This window comes from Pedobacter sp. KACC 23697, from assembly GCF_045348445.1.
GTDB lineage: Bacteria > Bacteroidota > Bacteroidia > Sphingobacteriales > Sphingobacteriaceae > Pedobacter.
The window spans coordinates 1,419,229-1,436,481 of the sequence record NZ_CP157485.1; the positions used below are offsets into that span (position 1 = coordinate 1,419,229).

Annotated in this window: 8 protein-coding genes; all 8 read left to right on the plus strand. The window is 39.3% G+C overall.

Annotated elements, in window-relative coordinates; translation table 11 throughout:
* The first annotated feature begins 10 nt into the window (after positions 1 to 10).
* The 8 genes from ABEG20_RS05450 to ABEG20_RS05485 all read left to right on the plus strand — a co-directional run bounded on the left by ABEG20_RS05450 (position 11) and on the right by ABEG20_RS05485 (position 17,252).
* Entirely contained in the window at positions 11 to 1,252 is a 1,242-nt protein-coding gene (locus ABEG20_RS05450) for an NAD(P)/FAD-dependent oxidoreductase (protein WP_406826375.1), read from the plus strand.
* A gap of 409 nt (positions 1,253 to 1,661) precedes the next feature.
* Positions 1,662 to 2,564, plus strand: coding sequence for an AraC family transcriptional regulator (locus tag ABEG20_RS05455; RefSeq protein ID WP_406826376.1), 903 nt, complete (start codon positions 1,662 to 1,664; stop codon positions 2,562 to 2,564).
* Positions 2,565 to 2,646: 82 nt separating this feature from the next.
* The gene (locus ABEG20_RS05460; protein ID WP_406826377.1) at positions 2,647 to 4,422 is read left to right on the plus strand and encodes a DUF885 family protein; all 1,776 of its coding nucleotides are present in this window, start codon (positions 2,647 to 2,649) and stop codon (positions 4,420 to 4,422) included.
* 39 nt (positions 4,423 to 4,461) lie between these two features.
* On the plus strand, positions 4,462 to 5,910 hold the full coding sequence (locus ABEG20_RS05465) for an APC family permease (protein WP_406826378.1): 1,449 nt from the start codon (positions 4,462 to 4,464) through the stop codon (positions 5,908 to 5,910).
* Positions 5,911 to 5,917: 7 nt separating this feature from the next.
* Positions 5,918 to 8,278 (plus strand): DPP IV N-terminal domain-containing protein, encoded by a 2,361-nt coding sequence (locus ABEG20_RS05470; RefSeq protein WP_406826379.1) that lies wholly within the window; start codon positions 5,918 to 5,920, stop codon positions 8,276 to 8,278.
* 93 nt (positions 8,279 to 8,371) lie between these two features.
* A complete protein-coding gene (locus tag ABEG20_RS05475; protein WP_406826380.1) occupies positions 8,372 to 9,157 on the plus strand; it encodes an NIPSNAP family protein in 786 nt (261 codons plus the stop codon).
* Positions 9,158 to 9,730: 573 nt separating this feature from the next.
* Positions 9,731 to 13,858, plus strand: a complete 4,128-nt coding sequence (locus ABEG20_RS05480; RefSeq protein ID WP_406826381.1) for a two-component regulator propeller domain-containing protein — start codon at positions 9,731 to 9,733, stop codon at positions 13,856 to 13,858.
* A 226-nt stretch (positions 13,859 to 14,084) separates the two neighbouring features.
* Positions 14,085 to 17,252 carry a SusC/RagA family TonB-linked outer membrane protein gene (locus tag ABEG20_RS05485; RefSeq protein WP_406826382.1) on the plus strand — a complete coding sequence of 1,056 codons (3,168 nt, stop codon included), beginning with the start codon at positions 14,085 to 14,087 and terminating at the stop codon, positions 17,250 to 17,252.
* Position 17,253: the final 1 nt, after the last annotated feature.

Genomic DNA, 17,253 nt, shown 5'->3' on the forward strand with positions numbered 1-17,253 from the left:
AATTAAAAGTATGTCGAAAGTATTAATTATAGGTGGTGGAATAGTAGGGCTAACTTCAGCATATTATTTGCAGAAAAGGGGCTACGAAGTAACAATTTTGGATAAGGGAGATATGGCCGACAACTGCTCATTTGGTAATGCAGGGATGATTGTGCCCAGCCATTTCGTTCCTTTGGCCGCGCCAGGAATGATCAAGCAGGGAATCCGTTGGATGTTCGATAGTAAAAGCCCTTTTTATGTTCGCCCTTCTTTAAATGCAAACCTCGTTAGTTGGGGATTGAAATTTATGAAACATGCCACTGCAAAACACGTAAGCCAGGCGGCAGTGCCATTACGCGATTTGTCTTTACTGAGCAAAAAACTATACGAAGGCCTGGCCAAAGAGCCTGATTTCGAATTCGAATTAACCAAAAACGGTATCCTGGCATTTTATAAAACGGAAAAGGCAGCGGAAGAAGAAGCGCATTTAGCCGCAAGGGCAATAGAACTTGGCCTAGATATGGCTGTATTAACTGCCGATGAATGCCGCGCTTTGCAGCCAGATTTAAAATTGGATGTTTTAGGAGCAGTGCACTATCGTTGCGATGCGCACCTTTATCCAACAAAATTGATGAATGCCTTACTCAAGTATTTATTAAACAATGGCGTTACTATCGTGCGTAACAAAGAGGTTGATAAAATAGAGACTTCGGGTAATCGCATTACAAAGGTTTTTACAGGTAGTACTGCCTGGGAAGCAGATGAGTATATTTTGGCAGCTGGTTCCTGGTCGCCTGCGGTAGCTAAAATGGCCGATGTTAAAATATCGCTTATGCCTGGCAAAGGTTATTCTTTTATGGAACCCGAACCTCAGCAACGTGTAACCATCCCGGCATTATTATGTGAAGCCAGGGTGGCGATAACACCAATGAACGGTCAGCTTAGATACGGTGGTACAATGGAGTTGGATAAGATTAATACCCGCATTAATATGCAAAGGGTTAAAGGAATTGTAGAATCGGTTCCGGCATATTTCCCCGATTTAAAACCTGCAGTTCCTGCAGAAAAAGATATCTGGTATGGTTTCCGTCCATCATCACCTGATGGTTTGCCATATATTGGCAGATGCAAAAAAAGAGAAAACCTGATCATTGCGACTGGTCACGGTATGATGGGATTAAGTTTAGGGCCAGCTACAGGTTTGTTGGTTAGCCAGATTGTTTCTGGTATAGCTACTGATATAAAAATGGAACCATACGCATTGGTTCGGTAATGTTAGATTTACGTTAGTCGGGATTTATAATCCCGACTTCAACTTTTCAATCCTTTAACAGTCGATTATAAAGCCAGAGTTAATCTTGTTGTTATTCAGGATTTGTAATCCCGACAGTATTTCAACCTTCTATTGATTAAGGATCCAGAACAAGGTAGGTTTGCATTAATTCCAGACCAACCCTTACCTTAAACGATTTCATTTATTTTCAGGTCTACGCCAAATACGGTTGTAATATGCTTTTAACTAGGTTTATAGTGATCGCCTGATAGCTTGATTTTAATTGAAATCCGTCATATTTTATCAAATTGTAGTATTATTTTAACCTTATTTAGGTTTTATTGGTTTATTTGAGTTAATATTTATATATTCAATTCATAATCAGCAACCAAACCTAACTAACTGGATAATGAAAGTATTACCATTTACCATGCTTGTTCCCGACGACAAGAGTGTGATATCGGAACATATTGAATCGCCCTATTTTTATCAGTATCTGCATCGTCACGATGAATGGCAGATTACATATATAGAAAAAGGAGAGGGGACATTAATTGCAGGCAATGATATGCATGCTTTCCGATCGGGTGATATTTTTTTAATCGGGGCAAAACTTCCACACCTGTTTAAAAGCAATCCCGAATATTTTTCTGCCGATAGCCATAAAACAATTAAAGCATGTTCCATTTACTTTAATCCGAACGGTATTTTAGCTGCGCTGTTCAATCTTCCCGAAATGAAGCTGGCCAGTGCATTTTTAGCTAAAAACAAACATGGTTTCAAAGTCCCGGCTGCGTTTACTAAAAATATGGTAAGCAAAATGCTCAATGTGCACCAGGCGGCAGGAGTTGACGTATTGTTTAACTTTCTAAAATTGGTTAACAGTCTTCAGGATTTAAATGAAAATGTAGAGCCATTATGCTCTGATATGTATTCTTCTAACGTAACCGAAAATGAAGGTATGCGTTTGAGCAAGATCATTAACTTCATCACGGAGAACTACAATAGTCAGATTTCATTAGAAGATGTGGCCAACGCTGCGTTTATGACGCCACAGGCTTTTTGCAGATATTTCAAAAAACATACCGGTCATACTTTTGTATCATTTTTAAATGAAGTAAGAATTAACGATGCCTGTAAAAGTCTGATATCAGGAGAAAAAGCCGATTGTATTTCGGGGGTGGCTTATAAGGCTGGCTTTAATAGTATTACCAACTTTAACAGGGTGTTTAAAAGTATTATCGGGCAATCGCCAAGAGCATATATCGATACTTATAATAGTGTAAGCAGGGTAAGCTATATAGGCGCTTAATCAACAAAACATATTTATATCAATTAAGTTAACCATTTTTTCAAATGGAGGCAAATGCTATTGCCTGTTTTAACCAAACCACATGCAGAATAAAATAATCTTTTTTGCCCTTTTTTTAATGCTGGGCATACTGTCTGGCCCTTTTGCATCAGCTCAAACTTCAAAAGAAAGTTTATACGAACAAACCAGCGAAATGGGTACGCTGATTGTAGGTTACCAAAGGGATGTTGATGCCATTAACGATTTCTACTATCCTTATTCCTCAGGGGGCACTTATTCTTATCCGAAGGAAACCTTTAAAAGTCCAAAACAAAGAAAACGCCTGCAGGATATCAATAATGATTACTTAAGCAGGTTAAAAACGGCCAACTTTGAAAGCTTTAGCATTTATGGCAAGGTAGATTATATCCTCCTTAAAAAACAGATCGAATCGTCAGTTTGGCTTTTAGATAAAGAAGAAGCAGATTATAGGGCCCTATCTAAATATTTTACCTTTGCCGATGCGATTTATGCACTCGAAAATTTAAGAAGAAGGGGTACCTATAAAGATGGTGCTTTGTTGGCTGCCCAGCTAGATGAAATTGTAAAGCAGGTTGATACCCTGAATCTAAATTTCAAAAAAGGAACGCTAAAACCCGATCAGCTTAAAATGGCAAAGGCCATTAACTGGAGTTTGAAAGACCGTTTAAAGGGCTTCTACCAATTTTACATGGATTATGAGCCTGGTTTTACCTGGTGGGTACCTAAACCTTACGAAAAGTTAGATCTTGCCTTAACCAATTATACTAAACTTTTTAACGATAATGATGATAAACTTATCGTAAAATCAAATAAACCAGAAATTACAGGAACCCCCATTGGAAGGGAAGAACTCATCAGGCAGCTCAATGCTGAACTTATACCTTATACTCCAGAAGAACTGATCAAACTTGCCGAAAAAGAATTTAAGTTTTGCGATGAAGAGCTATTAAGGTCATCAGCTGCGATGGGTTTTGGCCATGATTGGAAAAAAGCGCAGGAAAAAATCAAGAACAGTTATGTGCCTTTAGGTAAACAGCCAGAGTTGATCGTAAAATTACAGGATGATGCCTTAAGTTTTATCAAAGCCAACGATCTGATCAGTATTCCGGCACTTGCCGAAGAAACTTGGGGCATGGTGATGATGTCGGCCGAACGGCAATTGGTGAATCCGTTTTTTACAGGCGGGCGCGAAATCAGTATTTCTTATCCTACCAATACGATGGAGGAAGACGATAAGTTAATGAGCATGCGGGGTAACAATCCCTATTTTTCAAGAGGAACCGTACAGCACGAACTCTTGCCCGGCCACCATTATCAATATTTTATGAACAGCCGTTATAAAAGCTATCGCGATCCTTTTAAAACGCCTTTCAGTGTAGAAGGCTGGCCCTTATATTGGGAGCTTTTGCTTTACGATAAAGGTTTCGCCAAAACGCCCGAAGAAAAGATGGGCATGCTCTTCTGGCGGATGCACCGTTGCGCCAGGATTCTTTTTTCACTTAACTTTCACCTGGGTAAATGGACCCCTCAGCAGTGTGTCGATTTCTTAGTAGACCGTGTAGGGCACGAACGTGCCAATGCAGAAGGCGAAGTACGTAGGTCTTTCAAAGGAGATTATAGTCCTCTTTACCAGGTAGCTTATCTTACCGGCGGTCTTCAGCTCTTTGCGCTCAAAAAAGAACTGGTTGATGGTGGTAAAATGAGCTTTAAGGATTTTCATGATGCCGTGATCAAACAAAACTTAATCCCGGTAGAAATGATCAGGGCTACTTTAACCAATCAGCCTTTAACCCGCGATTTCAAAACCTCGTGGCATTTTTACGATCAGCTTAAATAAACAAAACAACCAACCTTCGAACCACCAAGCAAATAACACATGACTGAAAAAGAAACCACACAATTTAAACCCTCACTTAAACTGATGGATGCAACCATGCTTGTAGCCGGAAGTATGATCGGCTCGGGTATTTTTATTGTCAGTGCAGATATTACCCGAAATGTAGGCAGCTCGGGCTGGCTATTAGTGGTTTGGCTGATTACAGGCTTTATGACGCTAACGGCTGCATTGAGTTATGGTGAATTAAGCGCCATGTTCCCAAAAGCGGGCGGACAGTATATTTATTTAAAGGAAGCATACAACCCGTTGATTAGTTTCCTGTATGGCTGGAGTTTTTTCACGGTTATCCAAACCGCAACCATTGCGGCAGTAGGTGTCGCATTTGCCAAGTTTACTGCTTATCTCATACCTGCGTTAAGTGAAGATCTGGTTGCCATTGATTTGGGCTTTTTTACCATCTCACCCGCACAACTGTTGGCCATTGGGGTAATCATATTACTCACCTACATTAACAATAGGGGAGTAAATGGAGGTAAAGTAATCCAAACTACCTTTACTGTGGCCAAATTATTAAGTCTGTTTGGACTGATCGCTTTCGGACTTTTCTTCCTCGATAAAGGAATCTGGAAAACCAATTGGGAGAACATGTGGGTTTTAGGACCACTATCTGCCGATGGAAGTATTGGTTCTTATACCACTTTGGCTGCTTTTGGAGCCATTGCTGCAGCGATGGTAGGGTCAATATTCAGTAGCGACTCCTGGCACAATGTTACCTTTATTGCCGGCGAAATTAAAAACCCAGCACGCAATATTGGTTTAAGTTTAGCCTTAGGAACCATTATTGTAACCGTACTCTACCTTTTAACCAATGTGATGTATACAGGCGTACTTTCTTTACAAGATATTGCCCATGCAGATAAGGATCGGGTGGCTGTTTCAGCTGCCAACCATATTTTCGGTACAGCCGGTACTATTATTATTGCTTTAATGATTATGGTTTCAACCTTCGGTTGTAATAATGGTTTAATTATGGCTGGTGCCAGGGTTTATTACTCCATGGCCAAAGATGGACTTTTCTTTAAAAAAGTAGGTATACTCAACAAAAATGCAGTCCCTGGATTTGGATTATGGATACAATGCATTTTTGCCTGTTTATGGTGTATTAGCGGAAAATATAGCGATTTGCTGGATATGATTTCTTTTGTGGTGGTAATGTTTTACATGCTTACCATTTTCGGAATTTTTATCCTCCGAAAAAAACGCCCTGAGGCAAACAGGCCCTACAAAGCCTTTGGTTACCCGGTGCTGCCAATCATTTATATCCTCATGGGACTTGCCTTTTGCATACTACTGATCGTTTTTAAACCCAGATTTACCTGGCCAGGATTAATCATCACATTAATCGGGATTCCCGTTTATTACCTGATTAGAGGAAGTATAAGCCGCCAGGAACTGAAACTAAAAGATTCAGGTGATATAAAGGGTTAAAATATTAATGATATTCATCAAAATTCAAAAAAGACCTGCAAAACAGCAATACTATATTTACCACAAAAAATCTGTAATGAGCATTTACACGACCGTTAAAAAATCAATAGTCTTTATTTTATTAAGTTTTGTTTCCGTTCAGTTGCTGGCACAGCAAACAAAGTTGCAACCATATCAGCCAAAGCCTGCTGAAGTGGCCGATGCCTACCAGTTATCTTTAAGAATGGATACTACCTTACGTAATATTCCAACCAATAATGATATTATTCCTTTCTGGAAAAAAGAGGGCACCGCATTTTGGTATAAAAAGAATCTCCCTAACAAAACATGGGAATACTATTATGTAGACGCGGCCACAGGTAAACGCCAGGTTGCATTTGATCATAGCAGACTTGCGCAAAATATAGAAAAGGTTACCGGTAAAAAACAGCATCCGCAAAAAATTCAGCTTGGAGAGTTATATTTTGCCGATCAGGGTACAGCAAAATTAAAAATATCGGATAAATGGTACCAGTTGAACCTGAGTGATTATAAGCTAACCAATACAACCGACAGCAATATTTATCGGTACAATGCCAGGCGGCCTTTACAACAACGCCGATCGCGCTGGCAGGGAAACCGCGAAATCAAAAAATCGCCCGATGGCAAAAGTGAAATCCTGATCCGCGGAGGCAACCTGTTTGTCATTGATCTGGCTACAAAGGCAGAAACCCAGTTAAGCACTGATGGTAGTGCTGATAAACCTTACGGTGAATATGCCTGGTCACCTGATAGCAAAAACATAGTAGCCTATAAAATCGATCCGAAAGAAATCAAAAATGTATATTATGTATTAAGTTCTGTTCCCGGAACTACACGTGGCGAATTAAAAACTAGGGAATATGCGCAACCTGGTGATGACTTTACGGCTTATCAGCCCTATGTTTTTAATGTAGCAAAGAAAACGGCCATTAAAGTAGATGCAGATCCGGTTGATTTCTTTGGTGCACCCGAACTGCATTGGCGCGGCAATAACAGCAGGTATTATACTTATGAGAAAGTAGACCGCGGTCACCAGCGTTTCAGGGTAATCGAAGTGGATGTTTTAACCGGGAAAACCAAAAACATCATAGACGAAAAAACCAAGACCTTCATTTATGAAAGTCGGATTTATACCAGGTACTTACCTAAAACCAATGAAATATTGTGGACGAGTGAGCAAGATGGCTGGCAACATCTTTATCTGGTAAACGCCTTAACCGGAAAGCAGCAGTTAATTACAAAGGGAAATTACGTGGTGAGGGATATTGATAGTGTGGATATTGTAAAACGCCAGGTATGGTTCAGGGCAAATGGCATGCATGCTGGTGAAGATCCTTACTTTATCCATTACTACAGGATCGGCTTTGATGGAAAAGGTTTGGTAAACCTGACGCCAGAAAATGGTAACCATAACCTCAGCTTTTCTCCTGACCGTAAATATTATATCGATACCTACTCTCAGGTAAATGTACCGCCAGTGAGCGAGTTAAGGCTTACAGAAAATGCAAAAAAAATAAGCGAAATAGAGCATGGAAAAACAGACGCCTATTTAGCTACAGGAGTTAAACTGCCTGAAGTATTCGTAGCTAAAGGAAGAGATGGTAAAACCGATATCTGGGGCATTGTTTGCCTGCCTTCAAAATTGGATCCGAACAAAACATACCCTGTTATCGAAAATATTTATGCAGGTCCTCATGATAGTTTTGTGCCTAAAAGTTTCCTGCCTGCCAGTGAAATGCAGAGCATTGCCGAACTGGGTTTTATCGTGGTACAAATTGATGGAATGGGCACAGCCAACCGCTCTAAAGCTTTTCATGACGTTTGTTGGAAAAACATAGCCGATTCCGGATTTCCTGACCGCATTTTATGGATGAAAGCCATGGCCGTTAAATACCCAAATGCGGATATTTCCAAAGTAGGGATTTATGGCACTTCTGCAGGTGGACAAAGCTCTACAGGTGCATTGTTATCCCATCCTGAGTTTTATAAAGCAGCAGTTTCGGCCTGTGGATGTCACGATAACCGCATCGATAAACAATGGTGGAACGAACAGTGGATGGGCTATCCGGTAGGACCACATTATGGAGAGCAATCTAACATTACAAATGCGGGTAAATTACAGGGAGATCTGTTTTTGATAGTTGGTGAAGCCGATGAAAATGTACCACCAGAATCGACATACAGATTGGCCGATGCATTGATCAAAGCAAATAAAAATTTTGATATTTTAAGCATTCCGGGCATGGGTCATAGCGATGGAGGCGTTTATGGACGTAGACGTAAACGCGATTTCTTTGTGAAACATTTACTAAATGCCGAAGCGCCCAATCCAAATCTTTCAAAATAGGCAGATCAACATCGTTCATTTCGTTACCTGGGTTTATAGCGCATTCAAAAATAAATTGCTACTTTGCTGCATTGCACCAATTAGCCTATAGCCATGTTGCCAAAAATTAAAATAGCTGCCCTGTTTTTGCTTGTGTTATTATCTTACGCATTTACCGCCGATGCATCAATAGATTTCTATCAGATTAAAATTTACCATCTGAAAACTGATTTTCAGGAAAAAACAGTAGATGATTTTTTGCAAAAAGCCTACCTGCCGGCATTACATCGGAGTGGGATATCAAAAGTTGGGGTATTTAAACCAATAGTTAGTGATCAGACTGGAGTTAACGAGAAATTGATTTATGTATTTATTCCTTTAAAATCATTTAATGGGGTTTTGGAACTGGATAAAAAGCTTGCAAAAGATAAGCACTATGCGGTTGATGGTAAAGCCTATCTGGATGCCGTTTATACCGATGCTCCTTTCGAGCGGCTGGAATCTATTGTATTAAAAGCTTTTGAAAATGCGCCCCATTTTATGCTGCCCAATCTAAAATCACCGATGAAAGAACGGGTGTATGAATTAAGAAGCTACGAAGCACCCACGGAGAAATATTTTCAGAACAAAGTTCAGATGTTCAATAAAGGCGATGAGATCGGTTTATTTAAAAGATTAAATTTTAATGCCGTATTTTATGGAGAAGTACTGGCCGGAAGCCGTATGCCTAACCTCATGTACTTAACCACTTTCGAAAATAAAACCGACAGAGATGCACATTGGAAAGCTTTTTCGGCTGATGAATATTGGAAAAAACTGTCGGCTATGCCGGAATATCAGCACAATGTTTCCAAAAACGATACTAAATTTGTTTACCCAACAGACTATTCTGATTTTTAATGAAGGCAAAAGCTTAAAGACTAAAGCTTAAAGCAAAAAGGTAAATTAAAGTCTGTGTAAATCTATGTTTTCCCGCCTGAGTGGTCGGGCAGGCGGGGCAAAAGTAATGCAACAGTTAAAATCCCAAAACAAGTCCTAACTTTCTGAAAATGCTTCTTTAGGTCATTTGTTTAAGTCGTTCGTCACCCTGAATTTATTTCAGGGTCTTACATGCCAAAAGATGCTGAGATGAATTCTGCGTAAATCTATGTTTTCCCGCCTGAGTGGTCGGGCAGGCGGGGCAAAAGTAATGCAACAGTTAAAATCCCAAAACAAGTCCTAACTTTCTGAAAATGCTTCTTTAGGTCATTTGTTTAAGTCGTTCGTCACCCTGAATTTATTTCAGGGTCTTACATGCCAAAAGATGCTGAGATGAATTCTGCGTAAATCTATGCTTCCCGCCTGAGTGATCGGGCAGGCGTGGCAAAAATAATGGCAACTGGAAAGATGCTGAAACGAGTTCAGGATGACGATAAATCGTATCTTTACCTCCGCAAACTGATTTTTTAGCTATCCTGTCGGTTTGCCTTATTAATGATGAAATTGATTAAAGCATTTGGTTTTATTGTGCAATGCTTGCTGCTTGTTAACGGCGTTAATGCACAGGTAATGGATCAATCTGCTATTCCAGAGCATTATGTGCTTAAAACATATGGTACTAACGATGGTCTCCCGTCTAAAAATACCACCGTTGCTTTAAAAGATAAAAGAGGTTTTGTATGGATAGGTACAGAAAACGGGCTTTGTAAATTTGATGGTTATTCTTTTAAAGTTTATGTGAATATTGCCGGCGACAGTACTTCCCTAACCAATAACTACATTAATGCCATGGTAGAGGATAGCAAAGGGATTTTTTGGGTAGGTACCATGAATGGACTAAACAGGTTTGACCCGGTTACCGAGAAATTTGAACGTTTTTCCCATAAAGAAAATGATAAAAATTCGCTTAGTAATAATAAGGTTTGGTCTCTACTGATCGATAAAACAAATAAATTATGGGTAGGTACAGATGATGGATTTAACCTGTATAACAAAAAATCAAAAACATTTACGGTTTATCAGCCTGATCCTAAAAATGCTTATGCCATTAAAGGAAAATCAGTTAATGCCATTGCAGAAGATGCCTCTGGCAATTTATGGCTGGGCAACTGGAGCAATGGGCTAAACAAATTCGATCAAAAAACAAAGCGGTTTACCAATTATATGCAAAAGGAAATCGCCAATCAAAAAAATCCAAACGATATCTGGACCCTCTGCCTTGATCATGAGGGCATGATCTGGATCGGATGTTACTGGAAAGGCGATCTTTTCCGGTTTGATCCCAAAAAGGAAGTGTTTACCACTTTTGCCAGCACGGCAACAGGTAATGCTGCTGTATTTAACGTTTTGAGTTTAGGAGCCGGAAAATTACTGGTAGGCGGAAGTGCGGGAATATTCTGGGTAAACACAAAACGCAATAAGTGGGAGAAAATAGATAAACTCGAATTTTTCGCCGACGGCAGCTTTTACCGTGATAAAACCGGAATGATATGGCTCTGTCGTAAAAATGGTCTTAGTAAGATTGATTTTAATCAGTATAAATTTAATTTTATTTCACTTCCTTTCGGACAGGCTGAAGTGAAATCGATGATAAGCGATGGCGGCAGTTTTTGGCTCGGCACCAACAAAGGCCTTTATCAATATCATCCGGATAACCGTTCCCTTACCAGACTTTCGCACAGTAATAGCCCAAATAGCTTATCCAGTAATGATATTATTAACCTGTCTGTTGATTTAAAAGGTGATTTATGGGTGATGAGCGAGAACGGATTTGATCGTTACAATAAGAAAGAGAATAAGTTTTTACACCATCACCATCATTCTGCACTGGGTAGTTTTTTTAATGAAGATGTGTTTAGGGATCTGATCGAAGTAAATGATGGCGAATACTATTTAGCGACGGATGCAGGCCTGAAAATTTTTGACGGCAAAACCAATACCTATACGCATTACTTTAACGATCCAAAAAATCTGGGCTCATTGAGTAATAACCATTTGAACTGCCTTTTAAAAGATGCGCAGGGAAATATCTGGATAGGAACCTATGGAAGTGGCTTGAGCCGTTTCAACCCCAAAACCAAAAAGTTTACGAATTACAAGATCGATAATTCAAAAAAGGGTGGCATTAGCAATAATATCGTCATTAGCCTCTATCTGGATTCACATCAAAATATTTGGATCTGTACCCGCGATGGATTGAACAAATATGTAGCCAAAACGAATACTTTCGAGGTATATTCAAAACAAAATGGTTTTGCCAGCAATGTTTTTACCGATCTGGTAGAAGATAATAATGGCAAACTATGGGTAACTACCGAGCAAGGTATTTCGCTGTTCGATCCGGTATCCGGAACAGTTAAAAATTATGATGAAAAGGACGGTGTTTATGCCAATGAGGCCATTTGCAAAAATGCCAAAGGAGAAATTTATGTGGCAGGTAATAAAGGCATCATTTATTTTAATCCGCAACACCTTAAATACAATAAAGAAGCACCTGCAGTTTACTTTTCTGATTTTTCTATTTTTAATAAACTGATTCTCCCTGGCCAGGACTCCCCTTTAAAATCGCCTGTTTATATGACCAAAAGTATCACCCTGCCTTATGATCAGAGTGTGCTTTCTTTCGGTTTTGTGGCCCTGAACTATACGCTTTCAGAAAAAAACCAGTACGCTTATTTTCTCGAAGGATTTGATAAAAAATGGAATTATAGTGGTAGCGAACACAAAGTAACCTACACCAACTTAAATCCCGGTAAATATACCTTAAGGATCAGGGCATCAAATAACGATGGTATTTGGAATATGACCGGAAATTCGCTCCAGATCATCATTACGCCACCCTGGTATCGTACCTGGTGGTCTTTCGGTTTTTACGGTCTGGCTTTCTTTGGTATGGTATATGCCTACCTTAAGTATCGCGAGCGCCAATCTAACTTAAAATTCCAGATTAAACTTGCCCACATCGAAAGTGAGAAAGAAAAGGAGCTGAGCGAAAAGAAGCTATCTTTTTTTACCAACGTATCGCACGAATTCCGCACGCCACTTACCTTGATTATCAATCCGGTTAAAGAACTGTTGTATAAGAACGATAATAATGTTGACACTACTGATCTAAATATTGTGTACCGCAATGCCAAGCGGCTTTTAAGTTTGGTAGACCAGCTGTTGCTGTTTAGAAAAGCAGATACTTATGGCGAAAAGTTAAAAGTGGCACCTATAAATCTGGTAAATCTGTGTAAAGAGGTATTTCTTTGTTTTATACACCAGGCCCGCTCAAAAAATATCACGCTTGAATTTAGCTGTGCCGATGAGCTGATTGCCTTTTATGCTGACCGGGAAAAAATGGAGATCGTGTTTTTTAACCTGCTTTCCAATGCGATTAAATTTACGCCAGAGGGTGGTCACGTTAATATGACCGTTGATAATAGCAAGGAAAATGTAATCATTAGTGTGGAAGATTCCGGCTGTGGTATTGTAGAGGTAGCAGGAGAAAAGTTATATGAAAAGTTTTATCAGGATCCCGGCAATAAATCAGCTAAAGGTGGCTTTGGCATTGGTTTATACCTGGCCAAAACTTTTATTGAAATGCATGGTGGCACCATAAATTATACCAGTGTAGAAAATAAGGGTACTACCTTTAACATTGCCTTGTTACGGGGTATCAGTCATTTTAAAGATGCCGTGATCTTGCAGGAAGCATTAGTAGACACCGAATCATCATTGTTTAAAGAGTTGATAGAAGATGAAATCAGCGCCAACAAAGTTGTAGAAGCTGCCGAGGGGCAGGTAGTAGATCACCAGCTCACCATCGAATCAAAAAGCATGCTTATTATTGATGATAATGTAGAGATCAGAGAATACCTTAAACAGGTTTTTAGAATGGATTATCACCTTTATGAGGCCAGTAACGGCGAAAAAGGATATGAAATGACGAAAGAGTTATTACCCGATATCGTCATCTGTGATGTGATGATGGATGGTATAACCGGGATAGAACTATGCAGTAAAATAAAAGAAGATGTTTCCATTTCTCACATTCCGATTATTCTACTTACGGCCATTTCTGCACCAGAGGTTAAGCTTAAAGGAATAGAAGGTGGAGCCGACGATTATATTAGTAAACCTTTTGATAAGGATTTTTTAAAAGCAAGGGTGGCCAGTATATTAAAAAGTAAAAATGCGCTGCAAAAGTATTTTTATAATGAAATTACACTCAACTCGAATCATACCAAAATCTCTGCAGAATATAAAGAGTTTTTGGATAACTGTATCCGCATTGTAGAAGAACATCTTACCGATCCTGATTTTAATATTGATACCCTTTCAACCGTATTGGGAATGTCGAGATCTAATTTATACCGTAAAATAAAATCCATTTCAGGCCAGTCTGCCAATGGGTTTATCCGTTTCATCAGGTTAAGGAAAGCGGCCGAAATTTTTATCAGTACAGATAAAACCATCCAGGAAACTTCTTACCTGGTAGGCATTACCGATCCTAAATATTTTAGGGAGCAGTTTTATAAATTATTTAATATAAATCCATCGCAATACATCAAAAAATTCAGGAAGCCATTTTCCAATCATATCCAGATAAATTCAACCGGCAAAAAAGGTAAAGCATAATACACTCCATTTGTGTGTTTTTCAAAATATGCGCTTAAACCTCATTTAGCGCATAATCCGGTCTGTTTACCCCTTAAATTTGGATTGTTTGTACCCTTTTAATATGGTTTGTTAGCGCTACTTTAGCCACCTACAAAGCGGTTCTATAACTATAAAATCTGATAACAAAAGCTGTTATCTACACTATAGATCTGATCTGCTAACCAAATATTAATGTGCAACCAAAATGAGAAAAAAAAATCTGAAGGAATTTTCGCCTTTAAAATTCTTTAAAATTAAAGCATTGGCTTTTCTATTTATCTTATCTATTAGTTTACCTGTAACCGCCTCTTCTTTTTCTGTACGGACAGAAAAAATGAAACTGGCACGCGAGATTGTGGTGACGGGTACAGTAACAAACGAAACCGGTGCTACATTTCCGGGCGTAGCGGTTAAGATTAAAGGAACTGAAAAAACAGTGCAAACCGATGCAAAAGGTAAATTTAGCATTAGTGTGGCAGCCACAACAGACGTACTTGTTTTTTCTTACGTAGGCTACACCAGTCAGGAGCAAACCGTTGGCAATAGAACAACCATTAATGTTCAGCTTGGTGCCGATACCAAAACACTGAACGAATTAGTGGTGGTTGGTTACGGAACGCAAAAGAAAGCAACCCTTACCGGATCCATATCCCAGGTAAAAGGGGCCGACTTAGTGAAAAGTCCGCAACCTAACTTATCCAATTCATTAGCTGGCCGTTTTTCTGGTGTAGTGATCAACAATAGAAGTGGAGAGCCTGGTTATGATGGTTCGAACATTACCATCAGGGGGCTGGCTACTACAGGAAGCAATAACGTATTAATTGTTGTAGATGGAATTCCCGGACAGATTGGTGGACTGGAACGTTTAGATCCTAATGATATTGAAAGTGTTTCTGTATTAAAAGATGCCTCTGCAGCTATTTACGGTAACCGTGCAGCCAACGGGGTTATTTTGGTCACCACTAAAAAAGGTAAAACTGGTAAACCAACTATCAATTATAGTTTTAACCAGGGTTTTAGCTCGCCAACCAGATTGCCTAAAATGGCAGATGCTGCAACTTATGCGCAGATCATGAACGAAATCAATTTCGATTCTAATCCTTCAGGAGGGCTTAATCAGTCTTACACGGCAGATCAGATCGAAAAATTCCGTAACGGTTCCGATCCCTTGCTGTATCCTAACACCGATTGGATCGATCAGGCCTTAAAGAAAACAGCTTTGCAAAGTCAGCACAGCCTTTCTGTTAATGGCGGTAGCGAAGATGTTAAATACTATGTTTCATTAGGTACAATTAGCCAGGATGGTATTTATAAAAATGGTGCAACCAAGTACAATCAGTATAATTTTCGTACAAATGTAGATGCTAATATTTCCAAATACCTTAAAGTAGGCTTATCGGTATCCGGCAGACAAGAAAATCGTTTGTTTCCTCAAGTAGGAGCTGGTGATCTTTTCAGATCGATTTATAGGTCCAAACCTATTGCTGCAGCTTACTATCCCAATGGGCTACCAACTAAAGGGGTAGATGGTCAAAACCCAGTTGTACAGGCTACTGATATTGGTGGAACCAGTAAAAATCCTAATCAGATTTTAAATGGTATTTTAAGAGCAACATTTATTATTCCAGGTGTAGAAGGACTTTCTGTAGATGGTTTCTTTTCTGCTGATAAATCTAACTCGTTTACAAAAAGCTTTAGTAAACCTTATCTTTTGTACGAATATGATCCTAACTCTAAAACTTACAACAGTATAATAACAGGTGGCAATAACCAAAAAGCTACCCTTACTGAGAGTAATAGAAATGAGTCTTTGCTTACTTCAAACATTAAGCTGAATTACGCACGTCGCTTTAACCTGCACGATATCAATGCATTTGTAGGGTATGAGCAAAGTGAAAACCATTTAGAATATTTCGATGCACAACGTTTTAACTTCCTGTCTACTTCGCTGCCTGAACTTTCACAGGGTGGTACTGCCGCTACCGATTTTTTAAACTCGGGTTACAGTTCAAACTATAACCGCCGAAGCATCATCAGTCGCCTGGCTTATAGTTATGATGATAAATACCTCTTTGAAGGCCAGTTGCGTGTGGATGGATCATCCATTTTTCCTCAAGGCAAACAATATGGTTATTTCCCTTCTGCATCTGTGGGATGGGTCATGTCAAAAGAAAAATGGTTTAGTGAAAGTGTTAAGTTTGTAGATAATCTAAAAATACGTGCTTCATACGGTGCATTGGGTAATGATAACGTAAACGGTTTCCAGTATTTTGATAATTATGTATTGGTTGGAAATGGCTTTGTGGCCAGAGATGCGAGTAATACACTAACCATACAGCCTGGTGTAAACCTGGTTAAACTGGCAAATCCAAACATTACCTGGGAGGTAGCCAAAAAGCTTGATATTGGTATTAACGCCACTGTATTTAAAAACTTCAGTATTGAAGCCATTTATTTCCAGCAAAAAAGATCTGATATTTTAACCACACGTAATGCCTCATTGCCAGGTTCTTCAGGTATTGTAAATCCATATGGATCTGATCCGCTGGTACCTTCAGAAAATATCGGTAAAGTAAATAATGCTGGTTTTGAAGCGACTTTGGGTTATAACCATAATGGCGAAAATTTCAGATGGAACGCATCAGGTAACTTCACATATGCTAAAAGTAAAGTGGTCTTTATTGATGAAGCCAGTGGAACACTGGATTATCAACGTAAAACCGGCAGACCGTTAAATGTCGACCTGCTTTACAATGCCATTGGTATATTTAGAACACAGCAGGAGTTAGATGCTTACCCGCATGTGAGCGGTGCTAAAGTTGGTGATCTTAAATACCTGGATTACAATAACGATGGTAAAATAACTGCCGATGACCAAACCAGAACGCCATATAGTAATGTTCCTCAAATTACTTACGGATTTACCCTTGGTGCTTCTTACAAAAACTTTGATTTATCGATGGTATTAGCCGGACAAACCCAGGTTAGCCAGTACGTTTTACCAGAGTCGGGCAGTATAGGTAACTTTTACAGCAGTTGGGCCGATAACAGGTTTAGTGCAGCAAACCCGAACGGAACTTATCCGAGAGTAACTGACCGTGCTTCTAATGCCATTAGCGGTGGACAGTTTAATAATACTTTCTGGTTAAATGATGCCTCATTCTTAAGGCTTAAAAACGTAGAACTTGCCTATAACCTAAAGGCCGGTTTCTTAGAGCGCATTAATGTTTCGGGAGTAAGGATTTATGCAAGTGCCTTTAACTTGTTCACCATCTCTAAAGTAAAAGATTACGATCCGGAAGGAACCAGTGGCAGCGGACAGTTTTACCCGCAACAACGCATTATTAACCTGGGCGCCAATATTAAATTTTAAA